The organism is Microvirga sp. HS2 (genome assembly GCF_055792805.1).
In genome coordinates, this window is the sequence record NZ_JBVVAJ010000017.1 from 46,043 (window position 1) to 71,446 (window position 25,404).

General features: G+C 64.2%; 24 protein-coding genes and 1 tRNA gene. All 25 read left to right on the forward strand.

The window, feature by feature from the left end:
* Positions 1 to 13 precede the first annotated feature (13 nt).
* The 25 genes from plsX to proS all read left to right on the forward strand — a co-directional run bounded on the left by plsX (position 14) and on the right by proS (position 25,402).
* The gene (gene plsX, locus ACS5Q0_RS15675; RefSeq protein WP_473127586.1) at positions 14 to 1,048 is read left to right on the forward strand and encodes a phosphate acyltransferase PlsX; all 1,035 of its coding nucleotides are present in this window, start codon (positions 14 to 16) and stop codon (positions 1,046 to 1,048) included.
* Positions 1,049 to 1,061: 13 nt separating this feature from the next.
* Entirely contained in the window at positions 1,062 to 2,039 is a 978-nt protein-coding gene (locus tag ACS5Q0_RS15680) for a beta-ketoacyl-ACP synthase III (RefSeq protein ID WP_473127587.1), read from the forward strand.
* Positions 2,040 to 2,166: 127 nt separating this feature from the next.
* A complete protein-coding gene (locus ACS5Q0_RS15685) occupies positions 2,167 to 2,478 on the forward strand; it encodes an integration host factor subunit alpha (RefSeq protein WP_091134929.1) in 312 nt (103 codons plus the stop codon).
* 22 nt (positions 2,479 to 2,500) lie between these two features.
* Positions 2,501 to 2,992: a MerR family transcriptional regulator gene (locus ACS5Q0_RS15690; RefSeq protein ID WP_473127634.1), complete on the forward strand. Its 492-nt coding sequence runs from the start codon at positions 2,501 to 2,503 to the stop codon at positions 2,990 to 2,992.
* A gap of 276 nt (positions 2,993 to 3,268) precedes the next feature.
* A tRNA-Asp gene (locus tag ACS5Q0_RS15695) sits at positions 3,269 to 3,345 on the forward strand.
* Positions 3,346 to 3,530: 185 nt separating this feature from the next.
* Positions 3,531 to 3,956: a low affinity iron permease family protein gene (locus tag ACS5Q0_RS15700; RefSeq protein WP_473127588.1), complete on the forward strand. Its 426-nt coding sequence runs from the start codon at positions 3,531 to 3,533 to the stop codon at positions 3,954 to 3,956.
* Positions 3,957 to 4,132: 176 nt separating this feature from the next.
* Positions 4,133 to 4,498 (forward strand): NADH-quinone oxidoreductase subunit A, encoded by a 366-nt coding sequence (locus ACS5Q0_RS15705; RefSeq protein WP_370437226.1) that lies wholly within the window; start codon positions 4,133 to 4,135, stop codon positions 4,496 to 4,498.
* On the forward strand, positions 4,489 to 5,073 hold the full coding sequence (locus tag ACS5Q0_RS15710; protein ID WP_473127589.1) for a NuoB/complex I 20 kDa subunit family protein: 585 nt from the start codon (positions 4,489 to 4,491) through the stop codon (positions 5,071 to 5,073). The genes ACS5Q0_RS15705 and ACS5Q0_RS15710 overlap by 10 nt, the downstream gene beginning before the upstream one ends.
* Positions 5,074 to 5,088: 15 nt before the next feature.
* Positions 5,089 to 5,691: an NADH-quinone oxidoreductase subunit C gene (locus ACS5Q0_RS15715; protein ID WP_473127590.1), complete on the forward strand. Its 603-nt coding sequence runs from the start codon at positions 5,089 to 5,091 to the stop codon at positions 5,689 to 5,691.
* A gap of 18 nt (positions 5,692 to 5,709) precedes the next feature.
* Positions 5,710 to 6,900 carry an NADH-quinone oxidoreductase subunit D gene (locus tag ACS5Q0_RS15720; RefSeq protein WP_473127591.1) on the forward strand — a complete coding sequence of 397 codons (1,191 nt, stop codon included), beginning with the start codon at positions 5,710 to 5,712 and terminating at the stop codon, positions 6,898 to 6,900.
* Positions 6,901 to 7,018: 118 nt separating this feature from the next.
* Positions 7,019 to 8,071 (forward strand): NADH-quinone oxidoreductase subunit NuoE, encoded by a 1,053-nt coding sequence (nuoE, locus tag ACS5Q0_RS15725; protein ID WP_473127592.1) that lies wholly within the window; start codon positions 7,019 to 7,021, stop codon positions 8,069 to 8,071.
* A 15-nt stretch (positions 8,072 to 8,086) separates the two neighbouring features.
* Positions 8,087 to 9,388, forward strand: coding sequence for an NADH-quinone oxidoreductase subunit NuoF (gene nuoF, locus ACS5Q0_RS15730; protein WP_473127593.1), 1,302 nt, complete (start codon positions 8,087 to 8,089; stop codon positions 9,386 to 9,388).
* A gap of 8 nt (positions 9,389 to 9,396) precedes the next feature.
* Positions 9,397 to 11,475 carry an NADH-quinone oxidoreductase subunit NuoG gene (gene nuoG, locus ACS5Q0_RS15735; protein WP_473127594.1) on the forward strand — a complete coding sequence of 693 codons (2,079 nt, stop codon included), beginning with the start codon at positions 9,397 to 9,399 and terminating at the stop codon, positions 11,473 to 11,475.
* A gap of 18 nt (positions 11,476 to 11,493) precedes the next feature.
* Entirely contained in the window at positions 11,494 to 12,519 is a 1,026-nt protein-coding gene (gene nuoH / locus ACS5Q0_RS15740) for an NADH-quinone oxidoreductase subunit NuoH (RefSeq protein WP_473127595.1), read from the forward strand.
* Between the two features lie 14 nt (positions 12,520 to 12,533).
* Positions 12,534 to 13,022 carry an NADH-quinone oxidoreductase subunit NuoI gene (gene nuoI, locus ACS5Q0_RS15745; RefSeq protein ID WP_473127596.1) on the forward strand — a complete coding sequence of 163 codons (489 nt, stop codon included), beginning with the start codon at positions 12,534 to 12,536 and terminating at the stop codon, positions 13,020 to 13,022.
* 239 nt (positions 13,023 to 13,261) lie between these two features.
* On the forward strand, positions 13,262 to 13,876 hold the full coding sequence (locus ACS5Q0_RS15750) for an NADH-quinone oxidoreductase subunit J (protein ID WP_473127597.1): 615 nt from the start codon (positions 13,262 to 13,264) through the stop codon (positions 13,874 to 13,876).
* Between the two features lie 11 nt (positions 13,877 to 13,887).
* Positions 13,888 to 14,196, forward strand: coding sequence for an NADH-quinone oxidoreductase subunit NuoK (gene nuoK / locus ACS5Q0_RS15755; RefSeq protein WP_047187180.1), 309 nt, complete (start codon positions 13,888 to 13,890; stop codon positions 14,194 to 14,196).
* 84 nt (positions 14,197 to 14,280) lie between these two features.
* Positions 14,281 to 16,314, forward strand: coding sequence for an NADH-quinone oxidoreductase subunit L (gene nuoL / locus ACS5Q0_RS15760; protein WP_473127598.1), 2,034 nt, complete (start codon positions 14,281 to 14,283; stop codon positions 16,312 to 16,314).
* A complete protein-coding gene (locus ACS5Q0_RS15765; protein ID WP_473127599.1) occupies positions 16,314 to 17,825 on the forward strand; it encodes an NADH-quinone oxidoreductase subunit M in 1,512 nt (503 codons plus the stop codon). The genes nuoL and ACS5Q0_RS15765 overlap by 1 nt, the downstream gene beginning before the upstream one ends.
* A gap of 7 nt (positions 17,826 to 17,832) precedes the next feature.
* Entirely contained in the window at positions 17,833 to 19,272 is a 1,440-nt protein-coding gene (gene nuoN, locus ACS5Q0_RS15770) for an NADH-quinone oxidoreductase subunit NuoN (protein ID WP_473127635.1), read from the forward strand.
* Entirely contained in the window at positions 19,272 to 20,078 is an 807-nt protein-coding gene (locus ACS5Q0_RS15775; RefSeq protein ID WP_473127600.1) for a biotin--[acetyl-CoA-carboxylase] ligase, read from the forward strand. Before nuoN ends, ACS5Q0_RS15775 begins: the two co-directional genes overlap by 1 nt.
* 28 nt (positions 20,079 to 20,106) lie before the next feature.
* Entirely contained in the window at positions 20,107 to 21,780 is a 1,674-nt protein-coding gene (locus ACS5Q0_RS15780) for a ribonuclease J (RefSeq protein ID WP_473127601.1), read from the forward strand.
* A 31-nt stretch (positions 21,781 to 21,811) separates the two neighbouring features.
* Entirely contained in the window at positions 21,812 to 22,216 is a 405-nt protein-coding gene (gene mce / locus ACS5Q0_RS15785; protein ID WP_473127602.1) for a methylmalonyl-CoA epimerase, read from the forward strand.
* A gap of 10 nt (positions 22,217 to 22,226) precedes the next feature.
* On the forward strand, positions 22,227 to 22,562 hold the full coding sequence (locus ACS5Q0_RS15790) for a DUF1467 family protein (protein WP_473127603.1): 336 nt from the start codon (positions 22,227 to 22,229) through the stop codon (positions 22,560 to 22,562).
* A gap of 1,514 nt (positions 22,563 to 24,076) precedes the next feature.
* Positions 24,077 to 25,402: a proline--tRNA ligase gene (proS, locus tag ACS5Q0_RS15795; protein ID WP_473127604.1), complete on the forward strand. Its 1,326-nt coding sequence runs from the start codon at positions 24,077 to 24,079 to the stop codon at positions 25,400 to 25,402.
* Positions 25,403 to 25,404 lie beyond the last annotated feature (2 nt).

Genomic DNA, 25,404 nt, shown 5'->3' on the forward strand with positions numbered 1-25,404 from the left:
AAGAATAAGCGGTATGTCGAAGCCAGTGCGTATTTCGCTCGATGCGATGGGGGGGGACCATGGCCCGTCGATCGTCATCCCTGGTGCTGCGCTGGCCCTCGAGCGCCATCCCGATATCCGCTTTCTCATCTTCGGCAACGAGGCACTGATCGCGCCGCTCCTGGATGCCCATCCGAAGCTGAAGGCGGCGAGCGAGCTTCGCCATACCGAGATCTCGATCGGAATGGACGAGAAGCCGAGCCAGGCGATCCGCATGGGCCGCGGCAAGTCCTCCATGTGGAAGGCCGTTCAGGCGGTGCGGGACGGGGAGGCGGATGCGGCCGTCTCCGCCGGCAATACCGGCGCTCTGATGGCGACCGCGAAGATCTGCCTGAAGACCATGGCCCATATCGAGCGCCCGGCGATCGCCGCCATGTGGCCGACCATGCGCGGTGAGAGCATCGTGCTCGACGTGGGGGCAACCATCGGCGCGGATGCGGGGCATCTGGTCGACATGGCCATCATGGGCGCGGCCATGGCGCGCATCGTGTTCGACCTGGAACGGCCGACCGTGGGCCTGCTCAACGTGGGCACGGAAGAAATCAAGGGGATCGAGGCCGTCAAGGAAGCCGGCCGGATTCTCAAGGAGATGGACGCCCCTTACCTGGAATACCGCGGCTTCGTGGAAGGCGACGATATCGGGAAGGGGACGGTGGACGTGGTCGTGACCGAGGGGTTCACGGGCAATATCGCCCTGAAGACCGCCGAGGGCACGGCCAAGCAGATCGGCCAGTATCTCCGCTCGGCCATGACTCGCACCCTGATGGCCAAGATCGGCTATCTGTTCGCGAAACAGGCCTTTAACGCTCTCAAGGACAAGATGGACCCGCGCAAGGTCAATGGCGGTCTCTTCCTGGGCCTCGAGGGGGTGGTCGTGAAGAGCCACGGCGGCACGGACGATCTGGGCTTTGCCAGCGCCATCGACGTGGCCTACGACATGGCGCATTTTGAATTGATGAGGACCATCCGGAGCATGCTGGAGCATGGTCCGGTCGGGCATGAGGCCTGAGGAAAGTAGTATCTTGAAACGCATCCGTTCCGTTGTGCGCGGGGTCGGCTCCTACCTGCCCAAACGCAAGCTGACCAATCAGGACCTCGAGAAGATCGTGGATACCACCCACGACTGGATCGTGCAGCGCACGGGCATCGAGCAGCGCTATATCGCCGACGACAGCGAAACCACGTCGGTTCTCGGCATCAAGGCCGCCCAGGCGGCGCTCGCCGACGCGGGGCTCGACGCGCAGGACATCGACCTCATCGTCTGCGCCACCTCGACCCCGGATCATACCTTCCCGTCCACGGCGACGATGATCCAGAACGGCCTGGGGATCACGCACGGCGCGGCCTTCGACCTGCAGGCGGTCTGCACCGGCTTCGTGTACGCGGTCGCCACGGCGGACAAGTTCCTGCAATCGGGCTCGCACAAGCGCGCCCTCGTGATCGGCGCCGAGACCTTCTCCCGGATCCTCGACTGGAACGACCGAACCACCTGCGTGCTCTTCGGAGACGGCGCCGGCGCTCTCGTGCTGGAAGCGCAGGAGGGGGAGGGGACCTCCGCCGACCGTGGGGTCCTGACGTCGCATCTCCGCTCGGACGGACGCTACCGCGAGAAGCTCTACGTGGATGGCGGCCCCGGCTCCACCAAGACCACCGGGGTCCTGAAAATGGAAGGCCGGGAGGTCTTCAAGTTCGCCGTTGGCATGGTCGCCGACGTCGTGCAGGACGCCTTCAAGGCTACCGGCACGTCTGCCGAGGAGCTGAAGTGGTTCGTGCCGCATCAGGCGAACAGGCGCATCATCACCTCGAGCGCTGAAAAGCTCGGGATCTCGCCCGAAAAGGTCGTGATCACCGTCAACCGGCACGGCAACACCTCGGCCGCCTCCATCCCGCTCGCCCTCGACGTCGCCCGCAAGGACGGGCGGATCAAGGATGGCGACCTCGTCATGATCGAGGCCATCGGCGGCGGCTTCACCTGGGGCAGCGCGCTCATCAGATGGTAGGAATATAGGCCATCTGGCCTATATGGTTACCGCTTGACGACAAGTCTAAGGTTGACCATACGGAGCCATCTGCATAGCGTCTTAACTGATTGAAAGACCAAGGACTCATTCTGGCTTGGGGAGCTCAATGGCTGGCAAAACTGTGACGAGGGCGGATCTGAGCGAGGCCGTTTACCAGAAGGTCGGCCTTTCGAGGACCGAATCGGCGGAACTGGTCGAGCGGGTCCTGGCGGAGATCTGCGACAGCCTGGCCGCCGGCGAAACCGTCAAGCTGTCGTCCTTCGGCTCCTTCGTCGTGCGCAGCAAGGGCGAGCGCGTCGGGCGCAATCCCAAGACCGGCGTGGAAGTTCCCATCGACCCGCGCCGGGTCATGGTTTTCAAGCCGTCCAACGTCCTGAAAGCCTACATCAACGGCGAAACCGTCGAGCGCGAGGACTGAGCCCCAGATGGCCGGCGGCGCCATGGACAAGAGCCCTGACGCGTTCCGCACCATCAGCGAGGTGGCCGAGGATCTCGACGTGCCGCAGCACGTGCTGCGCTTCTGGGAAACCCGATTCAGCCACATCAAGCCCCTGAAGCGCGGCGGCGGACGCCGCTATTACCGCCCCGACGATGTGGATCTCCTGAAAGGGATCCGTCATCTCCTCTACGGTGAAGGCTATACGATCAGGGGCGTGCAGCGCATTCTCAAGTCCGAAGGCGTGCGGTTCGTGCAAGCCGTTGGGCGGGGCGAGGAGAGCGTATCCGCGCCCAGGCAGGAGGCGAGGGAGAGCGTCGTCGAGGAGGATGAGGAGCTCATCGAGCCTTCCGACGTCGAATCCGGCCCTGTTCCGCTTCAGGATGCCCTTCCCGAGGAAGCCTTGCGCAAGCTTCAGTCGGCGCTGGAGGAGCTGGTCGAATGCGACCGGGTGCTCCGCTCCTTGAAGGCCGGTGAATCGGTTGCTTCCGAGTAGGGATTTACAGGTTCGCCTAGCGCATCGTACGGAAAAGTGGACCCGGTTTTCCGCTCGAACGATGCGCTGCCTTTAGAGGGAGCATCGGATGGATCCCAAAAGTGCAGATCCACTTTTGGGTCCGATGCTCTCGGTGAATTTGCTCCTCGGCGAAGATTGTGAAACTGCGCGGCGCAGGTTTTTGAAGCTGATCTGAAAACACGTGCAGGGAACCGCTTGACAGGGAACAGGGCGGCCCTTAAAGCACCCACACCGCTTCGGCGGACCAAGAAATGCGCGGGCGTAGCTCAGTCGGTTAGAGTGCCGGCCTGTCACGCCGGAGGTCGCGGGTTCGAGCCCCGTCGCCCGCGCCACTTTCCCTCCCCCTCATACGCTTCCATCGAGACAAGACGTGGCCTCGCCCGAGGCGGCCGTTTTCCGTCCGATTGCCGCATGCGGCCGAAGCGTGGCACTTTTTGAGACCTTGCGCATTTCCCAGTGAGGTCGGGCCCTTCTGCGCCGCAAAAGGGTCTGACGAGTGTGAGCTAGGGTTCTGCCGATGGTGTCGAAGGTCTTTACCAGTTTCTCCAACTGGGTGGCGCAGGTCTCCGGGCGGCCTCTCACCTTTGCGCTCAGCCTGGTGATTATTCTCGTCTGGGCTCTATCCGGTCCGCTCTTCGGCTTCTCCGACACGTGGCAGCTGGTGGTGAACACCGGCACCACGATCGTGACCTTCCTGATGGTGTTCCTGATTCAGAACACCCAGAACCGGGACGGGGCCGCGATACAGGCCAAGCTCGACGAACTGATCCGGGCCAGCGCGGCCCAGAACGTCTTCATCGGCATCGAACACCTGACGCAGGAGGAGCTGGACGAGATTCGGGCCAAATGTGAGGCCAAAGCCAAGGCGGAAAGCGCCGCAAATCGGGCGGAGGAGAAGGCCAACCGCAAGGCGGCCCATGCGGCCGAGCAGGCAACGTCTTAGTTTGGAATGGTTCTTTTTCGAGCGCCTCAAACACTTGTCAGGGCAGGGGAACTCGGCTAAGCCTCCGGCCACAAACCGCCGTTTGTCGCAGGACCTTCCTTCGGGCCTTTCTGTGGCTTAAATGCGTGGCATGCCGCCGGCCGGTCCGGCCGTGCTCCGTTTCTTCTGGGTGTCGTATGACGAATCTTCTCGCCGACTACCTGCCTCTCGTGATCTTCATCGGCGTGTCGCTCCTGATCGGGGTGGCGCTGCTCGTGGCGCCGTTCATCGTCGCCTACAGCAAGCCCGATTCGGAGAAGCTCTCCGCTTACGAGTGCGGGTTCAATGCCTTCGATGACGCACGCATGAAGTTCGACGTGCGCTTCTATCTGGTCGCTATTCTCTTCATCATCTTCGACCTGGAGGTCGCCTTCCTGTTCCCCTGGGCCATCGTGTTCGGGAACCTTGGCTGGTTCGGCTTTCTCTCGATGATGCTCTTCCTCGGCGTCCTGACCATCGGCTTCGTCTATGAGTGGAAGAAAGGGGCCCTGGAATGGGATTGATCTCTGACAACCAGTCCGCCTTGGTGGCGCCCGCCCCGCGCGGAATCATCGACCCGAATACCGGCAAGCCGGTCGGCTCGACCGATCCGTATTTCGTCTCCATCAACGACGAGCTGGCCGACAAGGGATTCCTCGTGGCCTCGTCCGAGGAGCTCATCAAGTGGGCGCGGACCGGCTCGCTGATGTGGATGACCTTCGGCCTGGCCTGCTGCGCCGTCGAAATGATGCAGATGTCCATGCCTCGCTACGACGCCGAGCGCTTCGGGTTCGCGCCGCGCGCCTCACCGCGCCAGTCGGACGTGATGATCGTCGCCGGTACGCTCACCAACAAGATGGCGCCTGCGCTCCGCAAGGTCTACGACCAGATGCCCGAGCCGCGCTACGTGATTTCCATGGGCTCCTGCGCCAATGGCGGCGGCTATTATCATTATTCCTATTCGGTGGTTCGTGGCTGCGACCGCATCGTTCCGGTCGACATCTACGTGCCCGGCTGCCCCCCGACCGCGGAGGCGCTCCTCTATGGCGTGCTTCTTCTCCAGAAGAAGATCCGCCGTACCGGTACCATCGAGCGCTGAGCAAAGGTCATCTTCATGAGTGCTGAGCTCCAAGCCCTGAGCGACCACATCGCCTCGTCCCTCGGCGAGGCGATCGAGGATCGCGCGATCGCTTTCAACGAGTTGACGCTCGTCGCCCGTCTCGAGGAGATCGAGCGGGTCGTCACGTTCCTGCGGGACGATCCGCAGTGCCGTTTCGTCTGCTTCATCGATATCTGCGGCGCGGATTATCCCGCCCGCGAGAAGCGCTTCGACGTGGTCTACCACTTCCTCGCGCCTCACCATAACCGCCGCATCCGGGTGAAGGTGGAGACGGACGAGGTGACTCCGGTCCCCTCGATCATCGGCCTCTTCCCCGCAGCCAACTGGTTCGAGCGCGAAACATACGACATGTACGGCGTTCTGTTCTCGGGCCATCCTGACCTGCGCCGGCTGCTGACCGATTACGGCTTCGAAGGGCATCCGCTCCGCAAGGACTTCCCGCTCACGGGTTATGTCGAGGTCCGCTACGACGACGGCCAGGGCCGCGTGGTCTACGAGCCGGTGAAGCTGAGCCAGGAATTCCGCAACTTCGACTTCCTCTCTCCCTGGGAGGGCACGGATTACGTGCTGCCCGGCGACGAGAAGGCCAAGGCTTAAAGGCGGAAAGGGCGACCCATGGGCGAGCATAATATCCGCAATTTCACGATCAACTTCGGTCCCCAGCACCCGGCCGCGCACGGTGTGCTCCGCCTCGTGCTGGAGCTAGACGGCGAGGTCGTTGAGCGCGTGGACCCGCATATCGGCCTGCTTCACCGCGGCACCGAGAAGCTGATCGAGTACAAGACCTACGTTCAGGCCAATCCCTATTTCGACCGGCTGGACTACGTCGCGCCGATGAACCAGGAGCACGCCTTCTGTCTCGCGACGGAAAAGCTCCTCGGCATCGAGGTTCCGCGTCGCGCGCAGCTGATCCGCGTCCTGTTCTCGGAAATCGGCCGTCTGCTGTCGCATCTCCTCAACGTGACCACGCAGGCCATGGACGTCGGCGCGCTCACGCCGCCCCTGTGGGGCTTCGAGGAGCGCGAGAAGCTCATGATCTTCTATGAGCGCATCTCCGGTTCGCGCATGCACGCCAATTACTTCCGGCCGGGCGGCGTGAGCATGGACATCCAGCCCGAGCTGATCGACGACATCGAGGCCTTCTGCGATCCCTTCCTGAAGGTGCTGGACGATCTCGACACGCTCGTCATGGGTAGCCGCATCTTCAAGCAGCGCAACGTGGATATCGGCACGCTCACCCTCGACGACTGCTGGAAGTGGGGCTTCTCCGGCGTGATCGTGCGCAGCTGCGGCGTGGCCTGGGACCTTCGCAAGTCGCAGCCTTACGAGTGCTACGAGGAGATGGAGTTCGACATCCCCGTGGGCCTCAACGGCGACAACTACGACCGTCAGGTGATCCGCATGGAAGAGATGCGCCAGTCCGTGCGCATCATGCGTCAGTGCCTGGACAAGCTGCGCGCTCCGGACGGGCAGGGGCCGGTCAACACCCTCGACGGCAAGGTCGCGCCTCCCTCGCGCAAGGACATGAAGCGCTCGATGGAAGCGCTGATCCATCACTTCAAGCTCTACACCGAGGGCTTCCACGTCCCCGCTGGCGAGGTCTATGCGGCCGTGGAGGCTCCGAAGGGCGAGTTCGGCGTGTATCTGGTCTCGGACGGCACCAACAAGCCGTATCGCTGCCACGTGCGCGCTCCGGGCTTCGCTCACCTGCAGGGCATGGATTTCATGTGCCGCGGTCACATGCTGGCCGACGTCGCGGGCGTCCTCGGTTCCATCGACATCGTGTTCGGTGAAGTGGACCGGTAAGAAACAATCCAGGCTCGGTTACGGGCCTGGGACACGCTGTTTGAAGGCGTGATCAAAGCGTTCAAGTCGTGAATGGCCGGGCTCGCGCTCGGCCATGACGATGAGGAGAAGAGTCAAAATGGCCGTTCGTAAGCTCGCGCCTGAAGAAATGCAGCCCGAGAGCTTCGTGTTCTCGCCCGAGACGGAAGCTTTCGCCCAGCAGCAGATCGCCAAGTATCCGCCCGGTCGTCAGGCCTCGGCGGTGATCGCGCTTCTGGGGAAGGCGCAGGAGCAGGCCGGTGGCTGGCTCCCCCGCAAAGCCATCGAGGCCGTCGCCGCGCGCCTCGACATGCCGATCATCCGTGTGATGGAAGTGGCGACCTTCTACACGATGTTCAACCTCGAGCCGGTCGGAAAATACTTCATCCAGTTCTGCGGCACCACGCCCTGCGTGCTGCGCGGGGCCGGAGATATCAAGAAGGTTCTCGAGAAGCGCATCGGCGACCAGAACCACGTCACCGCCGACGGCAAGTTCTCCTGGCTCGAGGTCGAGTGCCTGGGCGCGTGCTGCAACGCCCCGATGGTGCAGATCAACGACGATTACTACGAGGACCTGACGACCGAGAACTTCGAGAAGCTGCTCGACGATCTCGCCGCCGGCCGCCCGGTCAAGACGGGTTCGCAGATCGGCCGCGTCACCTCCGAGCCGTTCGAGGCCGTCAACACCCTGCAGGATCCTTCGCTCTACGACGGATCCCAGATCGGCGCGTGGCGCAAGCGCTTCGAGGAACAGGCTCAGCCTGCGGCGACCGGCGAGGCGGCGGCCGCCACGGCGTCCGTTCCGCAGGACGCCAAGGCCGCAAAGCCCAAGGCGGGCCGCCCGATCGAGAGCGACGCCGCCGATACGCCGGCCAAGCGCGCCAAGGAAGGCGAGACTCCCGTGAGCCCCGTCGACCAGAAGGAGGCCGCCGATCCGTCGAAGGCCACCAAGGGCGACGCGCATACGGAGAAGGGCACGCAGCCCGCTCCGCAGAGCAGCAAGTCCTACGTGCCGACACCGGGCAAGGACGCCGTTCCGACGAGCCCCACCACACCGAATGCCGGTACACCTCCGGCGCAGTCCGAGGGACGCCGCGACGGCAGCGAGAGCAAGCCGGGCGTGGTCGTCGACAAAGACAACAAGACGTCGTGAGGGAGTGAGCTTAAGATGCTTCAGGATAAGGATCGCATTTTCACCAACCTCTACGGCTTCCATTCGCCGGGCCTCGAAGCCGCGAAGATGCGCGGCGCCTGGGACGGGACGAAGTTCCTGCTCGAGAAGGGCCGCGATTGGATCATCGACGAGATGAAGGCGTCCGGCCTGCGCGGGCGCGGCGGCGCGGGCTTCCCCACGGGCCTGAAATGGTCGTTCATGCCCAAGCAGTCGGACGGGCGTCCGCATTATCTCGTCGTCAATGCCGACGAGTCGGAGCCCGGCACCTGCAAGGACCGCGAGATCATGCGGAACGACCCGCATCTTCTCATCGAGGGCTGCCTGCTCGCGTCCTTCGCGATGGGCGCGCACGCGGCCTACATCTACATCCGCGGCGAGTACATCGCGGAGCGCCACGAGCTCCAGCGGGCGGTGGACGAGGCCTATGAAGCCCGTCTCATCGGCAAGGACAACGTCCACGGCTACCCCTTCGACCTCTACGTCCACCACGGCGCAGGCGCTTACATCTGCGGCGAGGAGACGGCCCTCATCGAGAGTCTCGAAGGCAAGAAGGGCATGCCCCGCCTGAAGCCGCCGTTCCCGGCCAATATGGGCCTCTACGGCTGCCCGACGACGGTGAACAACGTGGAGTCGATCGCGGTCGCGGGCACGATCCTGCGCCGCGGCGCGTCCTGGTTCTCCAGCATCGGCCGCCCGAACAACGTCGGCACCAAGCTCTTCTGCGTGTCGGGACATGTGAACAAGCCCTGCAACGTGGAAGAGGCCATGGGCCTGACGTTCCGCGAGTTGATCGACCGCCATTGCGGCGGCATCCGCGGCGGCTGGGACAACCTGCTCGGCGTCATTCCGGGCGGCTCGTCCGTTCCGGTCGTTCCGGCGGCGGAGATCATCGACGCGCCGATGGATTTCGACACGCTGCGCAACCTGAAGTCCGGTCTCGGCACCGCGGCGGTGATCGTCATGGACAAGTCCACGGACATCGTTCGCGCCATCGCCCGGATCTCGTATTTCTACAAGCACGAGAGCTGCGGCCAGTGCACCCCGTGCCGTGAGGGCACCGGCTGGATGTGGCGCGTGCTCAACCGCATGGCCGAGGGCCGCGCGCAGAAGCGCGAGATCGACATGCTGCTCGAAGTCTCGACCCAGATCGAAGGCCACACCATCTGCGCGCTCGGCGACGCGGCGGCTTGGCCGGTCCAGGGCCTGATCCGTCACTTCCGTCACGAGATCGAGAAGCGGATCGACGACTACGCGGCGAACCCGCATTCAGAATCCGTCATGATCGCGGCGGAGTGAGAGTGAAGATGGCTAAAATCATCGTTGATGGCGTTGAGGTCGACGTCCCCGCCGAGTACACGCTGCTTCAGGCCGCCGAGGCCGCGGGCGCCGAGGTTCCGCGCTTCTGCTACCACGAACGGCTGTCGATCGCCGGCAATTGCCGCATGTGCCTCGTCGAGGTGAAGGGCGCGCCGAAGCCGGTCGCGTCCTGCGCCTGGGGCGTGCGCGACTGCCGCCCGGGCCCGAACGGGGAGCCGCCGGAAATCTCGACCAAGTCGCCGACCGTGAAGAAGGCGCGCGAGGGTGTGATGGAGTTTCTCCTGATCAACCACCCGCTTGACTGCCCGATCTGCGACCAAGGCGGACAATGCGACCTGCAGGACCAGGCCATGGCCTACGGCGTCGACACCAGCCGCTTCCATGAGAACAAGCGCGCCGTGACCGACAAGTATCTCGGCCCGCTCGTGCGCACCTCCATGAACCGCTGCATCCACTGCACCCGCTGCGTGCGCTTCACCGCCGAGGTGGCGGGCGTGCCGGATATGGGCGCCCTGTGGCGCGGCGAGGACATGGAGATCACGAGCTATCTCGAGAAGGCGCTCGGCTCCGAGCTTCAGGCCAACATCGCGGATCTCTGCCCGGTGGGCGCGCTCACCCATAAGCCGGAATCCTTCCACTACCGTCCGTGGGAGCTCACCAAGACCGATTCCGTCGACGTGATGGACGCGGTCGGCTCCTCGATCCGCGTGGATTCCCGCGGCCGCGAGGTCATGCGCATCCTGCCGCGCGTGAACGAGGCGGTGAACGAGGAATGGATCTCCGACAAGACCCGTCAGATCGTCGACGGCCTGCGCCTGCAGCGCCTCGACCGTCCCTTCGTGCGTGAGAACGGCCGCCTGCGTCCGGCCTCCTGGCAGGAGGCCTTCGCGGCCATCGCCGCCAAGGTGAAGGGGACGGATGCGAAGAAGATCGGCGCCATCGTCGGCGACCTCGCCGCCGTGGAAGAGATGTTCGCCCTGAAGCTCCTCATGGAGAGCCTCGGCGTGACGAACGTCGACGCCCGTCAGGACGGTACGGTCCTGTCCCCCGCCTATGGCCGGGGCTCCTACCTGTTCAACACCACTATCCCCGGCATCGAGGATGCGGATGCGATCCTGATCGTGGGCGCCAATCCGCGCTTTGAGGCTTCCCTCGTCAACGTGCGCATCCGCAAGCGTTGGCGCGCGGCGCCTCCGCCGATCGCCCTGATCGGCGAGAATGCCGACCTGACTTATCCCTACGAGTATCTCGGCGCGGGTCCCGACACCCTGGCCGAGCTGGCCTCCGGCCGCCACAGCTTCATGGAGAAGCTGCGCGGGGCCGAGCGTCCGCTGATCATCGTGGGGCAGGGCGCTCTCGCACGGCCTGACGGCCTTGCGGTCCTCTCGGCCGTTGCGAAGCTCGCTCAGGACGTGGGCGCAGTGAAGGACGGCTGGAACGGCTTCTCGGTCCTGCACACGGCAGCCTCGCGCGTCGGCGCGCTCGATCTCGGCCTCGTGCCGGGCGAGGGCGGCCTGACGGCTCAGCAGATGGCGCAGGGCGGCGTGGACGTGCTGTTCAACCTCGGCGCGGACGAGATCGACATCGCCCCCGGCGCTTTCGTGATCTACCAGGGCACCCACGGCGACCGTGGCGCACACCGCGCCGACGTGATTCTGCCGGCCGCCGCCTATACGGAAAAGTCCGGCACTTACGTGAACACGGAAGGCCGGGTGCAGATGGCCAACCGCGCGGCCTTCGCGCCGGGCGAGGCCCGTGAGGACTGGGCGATCCTGCGCGCCCTGTCCGACGTGCTGGGCCGCCGCCTGCCGTTCGACTCGCTCAATGCGCTGCGGGCCAAGCTCTACGCGGCTCACCCGCATTTCGCGGCCCTTGCCACGGTCAAGCTGGCCGACGGTGCCTCTGCCGTCCAGGCGCTCGCCGGAATCGGCGGCACCCCCGGGCGCGATGCTTTCGCCAGCCCGGTGAAGGACTTCTACCTGACGAACCCGATCGCCCGCGCTTCCGGCGTCATGGCCGAGTGCTCGGCGCTCGCCCGTGAACTGAAGCTCGAAGCGGCCGAGTAAGAGAGGAGAGAAAGAACCATGGAATTTGGAGATATCCTCCTCGTTGTCGCAATCATGCTGGGCAAGAGCGTGCTCATGCTGGTCGCGCTTCTCATCTTCATCGCCTATGCCCTTTATGCCGACCGCAAGGTCTGGGCCGCGGTTCAGCTGCGGCGGGGCCCGAACGTGGTCGGTCCCTGGGGCTTGCTTCAGTCCTTCGCCGACCTTCTCAAGTTCGTGCTGAAGGAGCCCGTGATCCCGGCTCCCGCCAACAAGGGCATGTTCCTCCTGGCGCCGCTGGTGATGTGCACTCTCTCGCTCGCGGCCTGGGCGGTCATTCCGCTCAACGCGGGATGGGCGATCGCCGACATCAATGTCGGCATTCTCTACATCTTCGCGATCTCGTCGCTCGGCGTCTATGGCGTCATCATGGGCGGCTGGGCCTCGAACTCGAAGTACCCGTTCCTCGGCGCGCTCCGCTCGGCGGCGCAGATGGTGTCCTACGAGGTCTCCATCGGCTTCGTCATCGTGACCGTGCTGATGTGCGCGGGCACCCTCAACCTGTCGCAGATCGTCGAGTCGCAGAACACGCGCTTAGGCATCCTCGGCTGGTACTGGCTGCCGCTGTTCCCGATGTTCGTGGTGTTCTTCATCTCGGCCATGGCGGAGACGAACCGCCCGCCCTTCGACCTTCCGGAGGCGGAATCGGAACTGGTGGCCGGCTACATGGTGGAATATTCCTCCACCCCGTACCTGCTGTTCATGCTCGGCGAATACGTGGCCATCATGACCATGTGCGCGCTCGGCACGATCCTGTTCCTCGGCGGCTGGCTGTCCCCGATCCCCTTCGCGCCCTTCACCTGGGTGCCGGGCGTGATCTGGTTCGTGCTCAAGGCGAGCTTCCTCTTCATCCTCATCGCCATGGTGAAGGCCCTGGTGCCTCGCTACCGCTACGATCAGCTCATGCGTCTGGGCTGGAAGGTGTTCCTTCCGCTCTCGCTCGCCATGGTCGTCATCGTGGCAGGCGTGCTGATGGTCACCGGCAACGCGCCGGGCATGCGCTAAAGGAGATAGGCGACATGAAGACCCGTGAATTCTTCAACGCCCTTCTGCTCAAGGAATTCGTGGCCGGGTTCATCCTGACCACGAAGTACTTCTTCAAGCCGAAGGCCACGCTCAACTATCCCTTCGAGATGGGCCACCGCGGGCCCCGGTTCCGCGGCGAGCACGCGCTGCGCCGCTACCCCAACGGGGAAGAGCGCTGCATCGCCTGCAAGCTGTGCGAGGCCATCTGCCCCGCTCAGGCCATCACCATCGAGGCCGGTCCGCGCCGCAACGACGGCACCCGCCGCACGACGCGCTACGACATCGACATGGTGAAGTGCATTTATTGCGGCATGTGCCAGGAGGCCTGCCCGGTGGACGCCATCGTGGAGGGCCCCAATTTCGAGTTCTCCGTGGAAACCCGCGAGGAGCTTCTCTACGACAAGGCCAAGCTTCTCGCGAACGGCGAGCGCTGGGAGCGTGAGATCGCGAAGAACATCGCGAAGACCGCGCCCTATCGGTAAGCGGAGCGTTTTCCGCGGCGTGAACCCCGGTTCACGGCGGAAAGTGGCTCTGGGAGAATGAGCCGGTCCCACGAAAAGGGGCCGGTTCCGGAGTTCCTGCCCGGCAAAGGGCAGGGGGCATGCATGTCCGGTGGGTTGTTCCCGCCGGATTCGGAATTTATAGACACGCCATTGGATTCCCGCCGGGGATTCCTGGCCACGTCGGAAGGGGCCGCACTCGAGGCGGCTTGTGTTTGAGCATGACGGTTACCGCCGCCTTCTTCTATCTGTTCGCGACCATTACGATCGCTTCCGGTTTCATGGTGATCGCGTCCCGCAATCCCGTGCAGTCGGTGCTCTTCCTCATCCTGGCCTTCGTCAACGCGGCGGGCCTGTTCCTGATGATGGGGGCCGAGTTCCTCGCGATGATCCTGGTGATCGTCTACGTGGGTGCGGTCGCGGTGCTCTTCCTCTTCGTCGTCATGATGCTCGACGTGGATTTCGCGGCGCTCCGCCAGGGCTTCCTGCAGTACCTGCCGTTCGGGGCGCTGATCGGCATCGTGCTCCTGATCGAGCTCATCTTCGTCGTGAGCGCCTATGTGGTCGATCCCGGGCTGGTCCGCGCGCCCGCGGTTCCGATTCCGGCCGCCGACGTCATGACCAACACGGAGGCCCTCGGCCACGTGCTCTACACCCGCTACTTCTACTTCTTCCAGACGGCCGGCCTGATCCTGCTCGTGGCCATGATCGGCGCCATCGTGCTCACGCTTCGCGAGCGCGTCGGCGTGCGCCGCCAGAACATCTCGATGCAGAACGCCCGGACTCAGGAAACGGCCGTCCAGGTGCGGAAGGTTCCCTTCCGTCAGGGTATCTAAGGAGACACGCGATGGTTATCGGACTGGGCCATTATCTCACCGTCGCCGCCGTGCTCTTCACGCTCGGTGTGTTCGGCATCTTCATCAACCGCAAGAACGTCATCGTCATCCTGATGTCCATCGAGCTGATCCTGCTCTCGGTGAACATCAACATGGTGGCCTTCTCGACCCACCTGAACGACATCGTCGGCCAGGTCTTCGCCCTGCTGATCCTGACGGTCGCAGCGGCCGAGGCGGCCATCGGCCTCGCCATTCTGGTGGTCTTCTTCCGCAACCGCGGCTCCATCGCGGTCGAAGACGTCAACATGATGAAGGGCTAAAGCATGATCCGGAAAAGTGGGACCCGGTTTTCTGACCAAGATCATGCGGCCATGAGCCAAGCCCGTACGGCAAAGTAGACGAACATGTATCACGCTATCGTTTTTCTGCCGCTCGTCGGCTTCCTCATCGCAGGCCTCTTCGGCCGCGTCATCGGCCCCAGGCCGTCCGAGATCGTCACCACGGCGCTGCTCTTCGTGGCGGCGGTCCTCTCGTGGGTGTCGTTCATCCACGTGGGCTTCGGCGAGGAGCCGATGCTCCGTATCCAGGTGGCCCAATGGATGTCCGTCGGCGATCTTCAGGTCGACTGGGCGTTCCGCATCGACACGCTCACCGCCATGATGCTGGTGGTGGTCAACACCGTGTCGGCGCTCGTGCACCTTTATTCCATCGGCTACATGCACGAGGATCCGCACCGCCCGCGCTTCTTCGCGTATCTGTCTCTGTTCACCTTCGCCATGCTCATGCTGGTGACGGCGGACAATCTGGTGCAGATGTTCTTCGGCTGGGAAGGCGTGGGTCTCGCGAGCTACCTGCTCATCGGCTTCTGGTACAAGAAGGATTCCGCCAACGCCGCGGCCATGAAGGCGTTCATCGTCAACCGCGTTGGTGATTTCGGCTTCCTGCTCGGCATCTTCACGGTCTTCGTGCTGTTCAACGGCGTCACCTTCGACGGGATCTTCCCGCGCGTGGCGGAGTTCGCCGACGCCCGGTTCCACTTCCTCGGCATCGAGTGGCACGCCCTGACGATCGCATGCCTGCTGCTCTTCATGGGCGCCATGGGCAAGTCGGCGCAGTTCCTGCTGCACACCTGGCTCCCGGACGCGATGGAGGGCCCGACCCCGGTTTCCGCGCTCATCCACGCCGCCACCATGGTGACCGCGGGCGTGTTCATGGTCGCGCGTCTGTCGCCGCTCTTCGAGTACGCCCCGAACGCCCTGACCGTCGTGACGGTCATCGGCGGCATCACGGCCTTCTTCGCGGCGACCGTGGGCCTGGTGCAGAACGACATCAAGCGCGTGATCGCGTATTCGACCTGCTCGCAGCTCGGCTACATGTTCGTCGCGCTCGGCGTCGGCGCCTATGGCGCCGGTGTGTTCCACCTGTTCACGCATGCCTTCTTCAAGGCGCTCCTGTTCTTGGGCGCGGGCTCGGTGATCCATGCCATGCACCACGAGCAGGACATGCGGAACATGGGCGCTCTGCGCCGCTACATCCCGCTCACCACGGCGATGATGGCGATCGGCACGCTCGCGCTCACCGGCTTCCCGTTCACGGCAGGCTATTATTCCAAGGACGCGATCATCGAGGCGGCCTACGCCTCTCACAGCTCCGCGGGCTCCTTCGCCTTCCTGGCGACCGTGATCGCGGCCCTGATGACCTCGTTCTACTCCTGGCGCCTGTTCTTCATGACCTTTGAAGGCAATGCGCGCTGGGGCGACGCCCATCACCATGCTCCCTCCGACCATGAGGGAGCCGAGCACGACGTGCGCGGTCATGACGTCGAGCCCGCCACCCATGCGGACCACGAGCACGGCCATCACGGGGCTCACACGCCCCATGAGAGCCCGCTCGTGATGGTGCTGCCGCTCGTCGTGCTGGCCATCGGCGCGGTCGTTGCCGGCTTCGTCTTCCACGATGCCTTCCTCGGCCACGGCTACCAGGAGTTCTGGAAGGGCGCTCTTTTCACCCGTCCCGACAACAACATCCTGGAAGCGATGCATCACATCCCGGGCTGGGTGCCGTATCTGCCTACCGTGATGATGGCGCTCGGCTTCGTGCTCGCCTATTACATGTACGTCGTCGACGCCAAGCGTCCTGCGCAGCTCGCGGCGGATCACCCGATCCTCTACCGTTTCCTGCTCAACAAGTGGTATTTCGACGAGCTGTACGACGCCATCTTCGTGCGTCCCGCCATGGCCATAGGCCGCTTCTTCTGGCGCACGGGCGATCAGCGGATCATCGACGGGCTCGGGCCTGACGGCATCTCCGCCCGCGTGCTCGACGTGACGCGCGGCACGGTGCGCCTGCAGTCCGGTTACGTCTACCATTACGCCTTCGCAATGCTGATCGGCGTTGCGGCTCTCGTGACCTTCTATCTCTTCAGGGGAGCCCACTAATGCTCGGCTTCGGCATCCTCTCCGGCCTTCTCGTCCTGCCGCTGGTCGGTGCGGCGTTCATCCTGACGCTTCGTGGCGACAGCGAGGCGGCGCGCTCCAACGCCCGCTGGGCGGCTCTCGCCACGACGCTGGCGACCTTCGTTCTCTCGCTCGTCGCGTGGGGACGGTTCGACGCCTCGTCCGCCAGCTTCCAGCTGGTGGAGAGCCATACCTGGCTGACGGACACGATCCGCTTCAAGCTCGGCGTCGACGGCTTCTCCATCCCGCTCATCCTGCTCACGACGTTCCTGATGCCGTTCTGCATCCTGGCTTCGTGGGACTCGATCGGGCATCGGGTGAAGGAGTATTACGTCGCATTCCTCGTCCTCGAAACCACGATGATCGGCGTGTTCTGCGCGCTCGACCTCGTGCTCTTCTACCTGTTCTTCGAGGCGGGCCTCATTCCGATGTTCCTCATCATCGGCATCTGGGGCGGCAAGCGCCGCATCTACGCGAGCTTCAAGTTCTTCCTCTACACGCTGCTCGGCTCGGTGCTGATGCTGCTCGCCATCATGGCCATGTACTGGCAGGCGGGGACCACGGACATCCCGACGCTGCTCGCGTTCAAGTTCCCGTACAACCTCCAGATCTGGCTGTGGCTCGCCTTCTTCGCGTCCTTCGCGGTGAAGATGCCCATGTGGCCGGTCCACACCTGGTTGCCCGACGCGCACGTGGAAGCGCCGACGGCGGGCTCGGTGATCCTGGCGGGCGTGCTCCTGAAGATGGGCGGCTACGGCTTCATCCGAGTCTCGCTGCCGATGTTCCCGGACGCCTCCGTGTATTTCGCGCCGCTCGTCTTCGCCCTCTCGGTCATCGCGATCATCTACACCTCCCTGGTCGCCCTGATGCAGGAGGACATCAAGAAGCTCATCGCCTATTCCTCCGTGGCGCATATGGGCTTCGTCACCATGGGCCTGTTCAGCATGAACGAGCAGGGCATCCAGGGCGCCATGTTCACCATGATCTCCCACGGTCTGGTCTCCGGCGCGCTCTTCCTCTGCGTCGGCGTGATCTACGACCGCATGCACACCCGCGAGATCAAGGCCTATGGCGGCCTCGTGAACCGGATGCCCATGTATGCGGTGGTGTTCATGATCCTCACCATGGCCAACGTGGCGCTTCCCGGCACCTCGGGCTTCATCGGCGAGTTCCTGACCCTCATGGGCGCGTTCCGCTCGAACACCTGGGTGGCCTTCTTCGCCACGACGGGCGTGATCCTCTCGGCCGCCTACGCGCTCTGGCTCTATCGCCGCGTGGTCTACGGAGAGCTCGACAAGCCTGCGCTCCAGACCATCACGGATCTGAACCGTCGCGAGATCATCACCTTCGCGCCGCTGGTGCTGCTGGTCATCTATTACGGCGTGCAGCCCGGTCCGATCCTCGACACCTTCGCCGTGCCGACGGATGCGCTCATGCAGAGCGTCCAGGCAGCGCTCTCCACCGTTAAAACGGCGGCTCTCACCGCACACTGAGGTCATGATGAACCCCGTCCTCACCATTCCCGCTTTTGGCCCCGTGCTGCCGGAGATCATCCTCGCGGCGGGCGCCCTTGCCCTGGTCCTGTTCGGCGCGATCCGCGGCGAGCGCTCCGGAGAGGGCATGAACATCATCGCCCTCGCGCTTCTGGCGGTCGCCTTCGTGGCCGTTCAGATGCTGCCCGGCGAGCGTGTCGAGACCATGTACGGCTCCTTCGTGGTCGACGGCTTCGCCAAGTTCATGAAGTCCCTGACGCTCATCGCTTCCGCGGGCAGCGTGATCCTCTCGATGGATTACATGCGCCGGGAGGGTATCAGCCGCTTCGAGTATCCGATCCTGATCGTGCTCTCGACGCTCGGCATGATGATGGTGATCTCGGCCAACGACCTGATCGCGCTCTATCTCGGGCTCGAACTGCTGAGCCTCTCGTCCTACGTCATCGCGGCGTTCGATCGCGACAACGTCCGCTCGACGGAAGCCGGACTGAAATACTTCGTGCTGGGCTCCCTGGCCTCCGGCATGCTGCTCTACGGCGCCTCGCTGGTTTACGGCTTCACCGGAAACGTGTCGTTCCCGGCGATCGCGGGGATCCTGCAGGGGCAGGTGGGCCTCGGCGCCGTCGTCGGCATCGTGTTCGTGGCCGCCGGCATCGCCTTCAAGATCTCGGCCGTGCCGTTCCACATGTGGACGCCCGACGTGTACGAGGGCTCACCGACTCCGGTGACCGCCTTCTTCTCCGCCGCCCCCAAGATGGCCGGCATGGCCATGGCCATTCGCGTCTTCATCGACGCGTTCCCGAACATCGTCGGCCAGTGGCAGCAGATCATCGTCTTCATTGCCATCGCGTCGATGGCGCTGGGCTCCTTCGCTGCCATCGGCCAGCGCAACCTCAAGCGCCTGATGGCCTATTCCTCGATCGGCAATGTCGGCTATGCGCTGATCGGCCTGGCCGCCGGCACGGTGGAGGGCGTCCAGGGCGTGGCCGTCTACATGGCGATCTATCTCGCCATGACGCTCGGCGCCTTCGCCGTCATCCTCGGACTGCGTCGCGGCAACGTGATGTTCGAGAATGTCGATGACCTGTCGGGGCTGGCACGCACCCATCCGGTCCTCGCCTTCTGCCTGGCGATGATCATGTTCTCGCTCGCGGGCATTCCGCCGCTGGCCGGCTTCTTCGCCAAGTTCGCGGTGTTCACCGCGGCGATCAACGCCAATCTCGTCGCGCTCGCCATCATCGGCGTCGTGACCAGCGTGGTGGGCGCGTACTACTACCTTCGCATCGTGAAGGTGATGTACTTCGACGAGCCCGGGGCGGCCTACGATTCCATGCCCGCCGGCGTGAAGCTGGTGCTCGGCTTGTCCAGCATCTTCGTCGTACTCTTCGGCATCGTCCCGGCTCCGCTCGTCGCGGCCGCGGGCGAGGCTGCGCGCTCCCTGTTCTGATGGTGGATCTGTCGCCCGCAGCCGAGGCCGCCGGTTATCGGCTCATCTCGATCGAGGCGACGGACTCGACCAACGACGACGCGCTCCAGGCCGCGCGCTCCGGCGATCCGGGGCCGCTCTGGATCGTCGCGGCGGAGCAGCGCGCGGGCAGGGGACGGCACGGCCGTCAATGGTCGTCCCCTCAGGGCAATCTCTATGCCAGCCTTCTGCTGACCGACCCCTGCGAGCCGCAGCATGCGCCGCAGCTCGGCTTCGTTGCGGGCCTCGCCCTGCACGAGGCCGTTCAGGCGGTCACCGGAATCGGCGCTCCGCGGCTGTCCCTCAAATGGCCGAACGATCTTCTGCTCGACGGAGCCAAGGTTTCAGGCCTTCTCCTCGAGGGCCACAGGCTCGCGGGCCATGGTCCGCTCGCGATCGTCGTCGGCTTCGGCGTAAACGTGGCCTTCGCGCCGACCGGCACGCCCTATCCGGCTCTCGCTCTGACAACCGCCAGGCCCGGCCTGACACGCGCCGACATGTTCCGGGCGCTCTCCGCTTCCTTTGCGCAGACCTTCGCGGCATGGCGCAACGCAGCGCGCTTGAATGCAGCCGATCCCTTCGGCCCCATTCGGCGGCTTTGGCTGGAGCGGGCGGCAGGCATCGGGCAGGAGGTGACCCTTCGCCTTCCGTCCGGTGAGAAGCATGGTGTCTTCGAAGGGCTCGACCGGTTCGGACGCCTGCAGCTGAAAACCGGCTCGGGTGCCGAACTGATTGACGCGGGCGATCTTTATTTTCCTCATTTGCTACACGATATAGCCAGGCCTTAGCACTGGCATGACAAGGTCTCGATCAAGTATGGCTTCCCCTCAGGACGAATTGGTTTTTCTGCCCCTCGGCGGACTCGGCGAAATCGGCATGAACGCCGCCCTATACGGCTTCGGACCCGAGGCGGAGCGGCAGTGGATTCTCGTCGATTGCGGCATGGGATTCGGCGGCGAGGAGCAGCTGCCGGGGATCGACCTCGTCTATCCTGACCTGCGCTTCATCGAGGAAGAGCGGCACAATCTGCTCGGCATCTTCATCACCCATGCGCATGAGGACCATATCGGCGCCCTCGTCGAAATGTGGCCGCGCCTGCGCGCGCCGGTCTATGCCACCAAGTTCGCCATCGGCCTTCTCGAGACCCGCCGCCTGTCGGAGGCGGATGCGCCGAAGATCGATCTCAACGAGATCGTCCCCGGACAGCGCCTGAAGCTCGGCCCCTTCGATGTCGAATATGTGCCGGTGGCCCATTCGATCCCGGAATCCAACGCGCTCGCGATCCGCACGCCTCAAGGGCTCGTCGTCCACACCGGTGACTGGAAGCTCGATCCGACGCCGTATCTCGGCAGCCTCACGTCGGAGGAATCCTTCCGCAAGCTGGGCGAGGAGGGCGTCCTCGCCCTCGTCTGCGATTCCACCAATGTGGTGCGGGAGGGCGAAAGCCCGAGCGAAGCGGACGTGGCGAAGAATCTCGCGACGCTCATCAAGGATGCGCCGCATCGCGTCGCCGTCACCACCTTCGCGTCGAACGTGGCCCGCCTCCGCTCCGTGGCAGAGGCGGCGCGCGAATGCGGGCGGGAGGTGGTCGTGGTCGGCCGCGCCATGGATCGCGTCGTGGATGTTGCGAAGGAATGCGGCTATCTCGACGGTCTGCCGGAATTCCGCTCCACCGAGAATTACGGGTACATGCCCCGGGACAAGGTCGTCGCAATCCTCACCGGTTCGCAGGGCGAGCCCCGCGCTGCGCTCGCCCGCATCGCATCCGACGAGCATCCCGACATCACGCTGACCGCGGGCGACCGCGTGATCTTCTCGTCTCGCGCCATTCCGGGCAACGAGAAGGCAATCGGCTCCATCATGAACAGCCTCATCGACCAGGGGATCGAGGTCGTGACGGACCGCACAGAGCTGGTTCACGTCTCCGGCCATCCGCGCAGGGGCGAACTGGCGAAGATGTACGAGTGGACGAAGCCGCGCATCGCCGTTCCCGCGCACGGAGAGCCGCTGCATCTCGCCGAGCACGCCAAGTTCGCGCGCCAGCAGGGCGTGCCGGACGTGGTGTGCGCCAAGAATGGCACCCTGGTGCGCCTCGCGCCGGGCAAACCCGAAATCATCGACACCATTCCCGCGGGACGCGTCTACAAGGACGGCAACATCGTCATCCCGGCGGGCGAGCGGGCGATTCCGGAGCGCCGGAAGCTGGCCTTCGCCGGGATCGTGACGGTCGCCATCGCCATCGACGATCGCGGCGAGATCGCGGGCGATCCGGTGGTGGACGTCATGGGATTGCCCGAGAAGAACCGGCAGGGCCGCGATCTGACCGACATCGTCGCCGATACGGTGGCCGATCTGCTCGATGGTCTGCCCAAGGCCAAGCGCCGCGACCCCGAAACCGTCGAGAATGCCGTCCACCGGGCCGTGCGCGCCGCAGTCAATCAGGAATGGGGCAAGAAGCCCGCCTGTCATGTGCTCGTCATCGAGGTATAAGACGGCACGTTCGATCCTTGAGGGAGACACTATGCTCGGTCGGTTGAATCACGTCGCCATTGCCGTCCGCGACATCGCGGCGGCCTCGCAGCTCTATCGCGACACGCTCGGAGCGCAGGTTTCCGACCCGGAAGCACTGGAGGAGCACGGGGTCACGGTGGTCTTCGTCTCCCTGCCGAACACCAAGATCGAGCTCCTGGAGCCTCTCGGCGGAGATTCGCCCATCGCCAAGTTCCTTGAGCGAAACCCGGACGGCGGCATCCACCATATCTGCTACGAGGTGGAGGACATCCTGGCTGCGAGGGACCGGCTTGTGGATTCCGGGGCGAGGGTGCTGGGTTCCGGCGAGCCGAGGATCGGAGCTCACGGAAAACCGGTGCTTTTCCTGCACCCCAAGGATTTCAACGGAACCCTCATCGAAATTGAGCAAGCCTGAGGATAAGCTGTTGACAGGTCTGGTAAAAACTCTTTCGTCCACCCTTTGGTCCACTCTGGCCGTCGTGATCGTCGTCACAGGCATCGCCGTTGCGATCGTGGTTGCAGGCTTCGATCTGCGGGTGAGCGGAGGGCTCGCCCTCTACTTCGTGATCTGGTGGATCCTGCTCTTCGCCATCCTGCCCTTCGGCGTGCGCAGCCAAGCCGAGAGCGGGGATGTGGTCGCCGGTACCGAGCCGGGGGCGCCGATGGCCCATGGACTTCAGGAGAAGGCGATCTGGACTAGCCTGGTTTCGGCAGTCGTCCTTGTCTTCGTGGCAGCCGTCTTCCCGCTCGCGGGGCTCTGAGGGCCGCGGCACGCTGCCCTCTCGTCACGGCTGTCGTCGTGCCCCTTTCCGACGTTTGGGTCTTCTCGTCATCCCCGGGCTTGTCCCGGGGATCCCCGTCTTTCTGCGGTTGCGGTTCTCAAGACGTGGGTGGCCGGGTCTGATCCCCGGATCAAGTCCGGAGACGGCCATGACGGCGAGCGGCGGAAGCGGCAGAGGCGTCGAGGGATGGCGCGAGGGGCATGTTCCGTTTTTGTTCTTGACGGGCTCGGCAAGCTAAGCTATATCGTGACCTGTCCCAGCTCACCGAGGGGCGCGCTCGCGAGGCGTCGCAGGTTGTGGAGCCGGGGCACGGTCCCGCACTCCAGGCCACGCAGCCTGGGCTGACGGGAGGCCGCCCGCGGCCGGTGGGCTCGCCCATCGCGTTCATGCGTTGGCCGCCTAAAAGAACCGTGCGCGAGGAGCCGTCGGGTTCCCCAGCCATCACCATTCTCCATCGAGCCGGACCGCTCCTCGCGTGACCCCTCGACTGCTCCCCTCGGTGCCGATCAGCCCCGAGGCCGATCCTTCATGCCCTGCGCTCTTTGACAGCTCCGCTTCGTCCTGGCGCTCCTTCCGCCATGCTCCTTCGTCATGGCCGGACTTGATCCGGCCATCCACGTTTTGAGACACACCGCGCCATAATGACATGGATCCCCGGCACGAGCCGGGGATGACGAGGCGGGTTGGATGCCCGGAGTGAGGCCGGGCAGGCGGCTTAACACTATCGGAGCGTCTCTTGCTGCCCATCATCCCGGAGCAGACAGGGATCCGGAGCCTCGCCATCTTGGGAAAGGGCACTGCGGGAATTGCCCGTTTCATTCTGAAAGAGTGCTTTTATGGCTTCCGGGCTCCGCTGCGGCCCGGACGACAGCCGAGAGGCGAAGACGTGGGAGGCCGCGCCTCGAGAGCAACGGACATGAAAATGGATTGGCGCTTTTGGGGCCCATCCGACGCCCCGCTGTCTTGAAGAGCGCATCGGTGGAGCGGATCCGAAGGGCTGCATCAGCGACGGGCAGGGTGGCGTTGAGGAACAACCCGGGCGCAATTCTCACGGGCGCGGCCCATTGGCTCCGGCATGAGGCCGGGCGCGACCGGAAGAACTTGAAAAAACCTTGAAAACAAAAGAAAAAAGCAAGGCTTTCGCCTTGCTCAACTGCCTTTTGGCGTTGTTTTGACCCCTGGCTTTTTAGCACCAGCGCCTGAACCGGCGCTTGGGGATCGCGTTCCTCCCGAAACTCGGACCGCAGCCTCTGCCTATTTGAAGGTCTGAGACGTTGCGACTGTTTTATAGTTGGCTTCCTCAATGGTGTCACTATTCTTGGGCAGGCCCTGATGCATTTTACGGCACTTGTTGTATTGATCTTTGGTCTAATCCATTGCGTCGCAGGCCTCGGGGCAGGATGGCAGCTTGTCTTTTCGCCGTCGCCTGTGTTGTGTGCTGAAAACGAGTCGTGACTCACCGTTCCATTCCTGACCGAGACTGAAGGCGTCCTATGCGTTTGAGCCGCTATTTCCTCCCCATTCTCCGCGAGACGCCGAAAGAGGCGGAGATCGTCTCCCACCGCCTGATGCTGCGCGCCGGCATGATCCGCCAGGAGGCGGCGGGCATCTATGCCTGGCTGCCGCTGGGCCTGAAGGTGCTCAACAAGGTCAATGCGATCGTCCGCGAGGAGCAGAATCGCTCCGGCGCCATCGAGCTTCTGATGCCGACGATCCAGTCCGCCGACCTCTGGCGGGAATCGGGCCGCTACGATGCCTATGGCAAGGAGATGCTGCGCATCCAGGACCGGCACGAGCGCGACATGCTCTTCGGCCCCACCAACGAGGAGATGATCACCGAGATCTTCCGGGGCTATGTGCGCTCCTACAAGGACCTGCCGCTGAACCTCTACCATATCCAGTGGAAGTTCCGCGACGAGGTGCGCCCGCGCTTCGGCGTCATGCGCTCCCGTGAGTTCCTGATGAAGGACGCCTATTCCTTCGATCTGGACCAGCAGGGCGCGGTCCACTCCTACAACAAGATGTTCGTGGCCTATCTCCGCACCTTCTCCCGCATGGGCCTGAAGGCGATCCCGATGCGCGCCGATACCGGCCCCATCGGCGGCAACCTGAGCCACGAGTTCATCATTCTGGCCGCCACCGGCGAGAGCGAAGTGTTCTGCCACGCCGATTATCTCGACTACGCGATCCCGCCGGCGGACACGAATTTCGACGATGTTTCCGGCCTGCAGAGCACCGTCGACAAGTGGACGTCGCTCTACGCCGCGACATCGGAGATGCATGACGCGGCGGCCTTCGACGCCGTCCCCGAAGACAAGAAGATGTCGGCGCGCGGCATCGAGGTCGGCCACATCTTCTACTTTGGAACCAAGTATTCCGAGCCTATGGGCGCGAAGGTCATGGGACCCGACGGGCAGGAGAAGCCGGTCCATATGGGCTCCTACGGCATCGGCCCGAGCCGCCTGATCGCCGCGATCATCGAGGCGAGCCACGACGAGAGCGGCATCATCTGGCCGGAGGCCGTGGCTCCGTTCGACGTGGCGATCCTCAACCTCAAGGTGGGCGATTCCGGCACGGATGCGGCGAGCGAGCGTCTGTATCGCGAGCTTTCCGCCGGTCGCGACGTGCTCTACGACGACCGCGACGAGCGTCCGGGCGGCAAGTTCGCCACCGCCGATCTCATCGGCGTTCCGTGGCAGGTGCTGATCGGGCCGAAGAGCCTCGCCGAGGGCAAGGTGGAGCTGAAGAACCGTGCGACCGGCGAGCGCGAGCTTTTGTCGGTCGACGAGGTGGTCTCACGGCTGACGGCGCATAAATAAGC

Excerpts from the sequence above, each read along its gene's own strand:
- nuoH (WP_473127595.1), top strand. The coding sequence starts at position 11,494 with ATGGAATTTGGAGATATCCTCCTCGTTGTCGCAATCATGCTGGGCAAG.
- ACS5Q0_RS15710 (WP_473127589.1), top strand. The coding sequence starts at position 4,489 with ATGGGATTGATCTCTGACAACCAGTCCGCCTTGGTGGCGCCCGCCCCG.
- ACS5Q0_RS15705 (WP_370437226.1), top strand. The coding sequence starts at position 4,133 with ATGACGAATCTTCTCGCCGACTACCTGCCTCTCGTGATCTTCATCGGC.
- nuoE (WP_473127592.1), top strand. The coding sequence starts at position 7,019 with ATGGCCGTTCGTAAGCTCGCGCCTGAAGAAATGCAGCCCGAGAGCTTC.
- proS (WP_473127604.1), top strand. The coding sequence starts at position 24,077 with ATGCGTTTGAGCCGCTATTTCCTCCCCATTCTCCGCGAGACGCCGAAA.
- plsX (WP_473127586.1), top strand. The coding sequence starts at position 14 with ATGTCGAAGCCAGTGCGTATTTCGCTCGATGCGATGGGGGGGGACCAT.
- ACS5Q0_RS15775 (WP_473127600.1), top strand. The coding sequence starts at position 19,272 with ATGGTGGATCTGTCGCCCGCAGCCGAGGCCGCCGGTTATCGGCTCATC.
- ACS5Q0_RS15750 (WP_473127597.1), top strand. The coding sequence starts at position 13,262 with ATGACGGTTACCGCCGCCTTCTTCTATCTGTTCGCGACCATTACGATC.
- ACS5Q0_RS15685 (WP_091134929.1), top strand. The coding sequence starts at position 2,167 with ATGGCTGGCAAAACTGTGACGAGGGCGGATCTGAGCGAGGCCGTTTAC.
- nuoF (WP_473127593.1), top strand. The coding sequence starts at position 8,087 with ATGCTTCAGGATAAGGATCGCATTTTCACCAACCTCTACGGCTTCCAT.
- ACS5Q0_RS15720 (WP_473127591.1), top strand. The coding sequence starts at position 5,710 with ATGGGCGAGCATAATATCCGCAATTTCACGATCAACTTCGGTCCCCAG.
- nuoG (WP_473127594.1), top strand. The coding sequence starts at position 9,397 with ATGGCTAAAATCATCGTTGATGGCGTTGAGGTCGACGTCCCCGCCGAG.
- ACS5Q0_RS15715 (WP_473127590.1), top strand. The coding sequence starts at position 5,089 with ATGAGTGCTGAGCTCCAAGCCCTGAGCGACCACATCGCCTCGTCCCTC.
- nuoI (WP_473127596.1), top strand. The coding sequence starts at position 12,534 with ATGAAGACCCGTGAATTCTTCAACGCCCTTCTGCTCAAGGAATTCGTG.
- ACS5Q0_RS15765 (WP_473127599.1), top strand. The coding sequence starts at position 16,314 with ATGCTCGGCTTCGGCATCCTCTCCGGCCTTCTCGTCCTGCCGCTGGTC.
- ACS5Q0_RS15780 (WP_473127601.1), top strand. The coding sequence starts at position 20,107 with ATGGCTTCCCCTCAGGACGAATTGGTTTTTCTGCCCCTCGGCGGACTC.
- nuoK (WP_047187180.1), top strand. The coding sequence starts at position 13,888 with ATGGTTATCGGACTGGGCCATTATCTCACCGTCGCCGCCGTGCTCTTC.
- nuoN (WP_473127635.1), top strand. The coding sequence starts at position 17,833 with ATGAACCCCGTCCTCACCATTCCCGCTTTTGGCCCCGTGCTGCCGGAG.
- nuoL (WP_473127598.1), top strand. The coding sequence starts at position 14,281 with ATGTATCACGCTATCGTTTTTCTGCCGCTCGTCGGCTTCCTCATCGCA.
- ACS5Q0_RS15690 (WP_473127634.1), top strand. The coding sequence starts at position 2,501 with ATGGACAAGAGCCCTGACGCGTTCCGCACCATCAGCGAGGTGGCCGAG.
- mce (WP_473127602.1), top strand. The coding sequence starts at position 21,812 with ATGCTCGGTCGGTTGAATCACGTCGCCATTGCCGTCCGCGACATCGCG.
- ACS5Q0_RS15700 (WP_473127588.1), top strand. The coding sequence starts at position 3,531 with ATGGTGTCGAAGGTCTTTACCAGTTTCTCCAACTGGGTGGCGCAGGTC.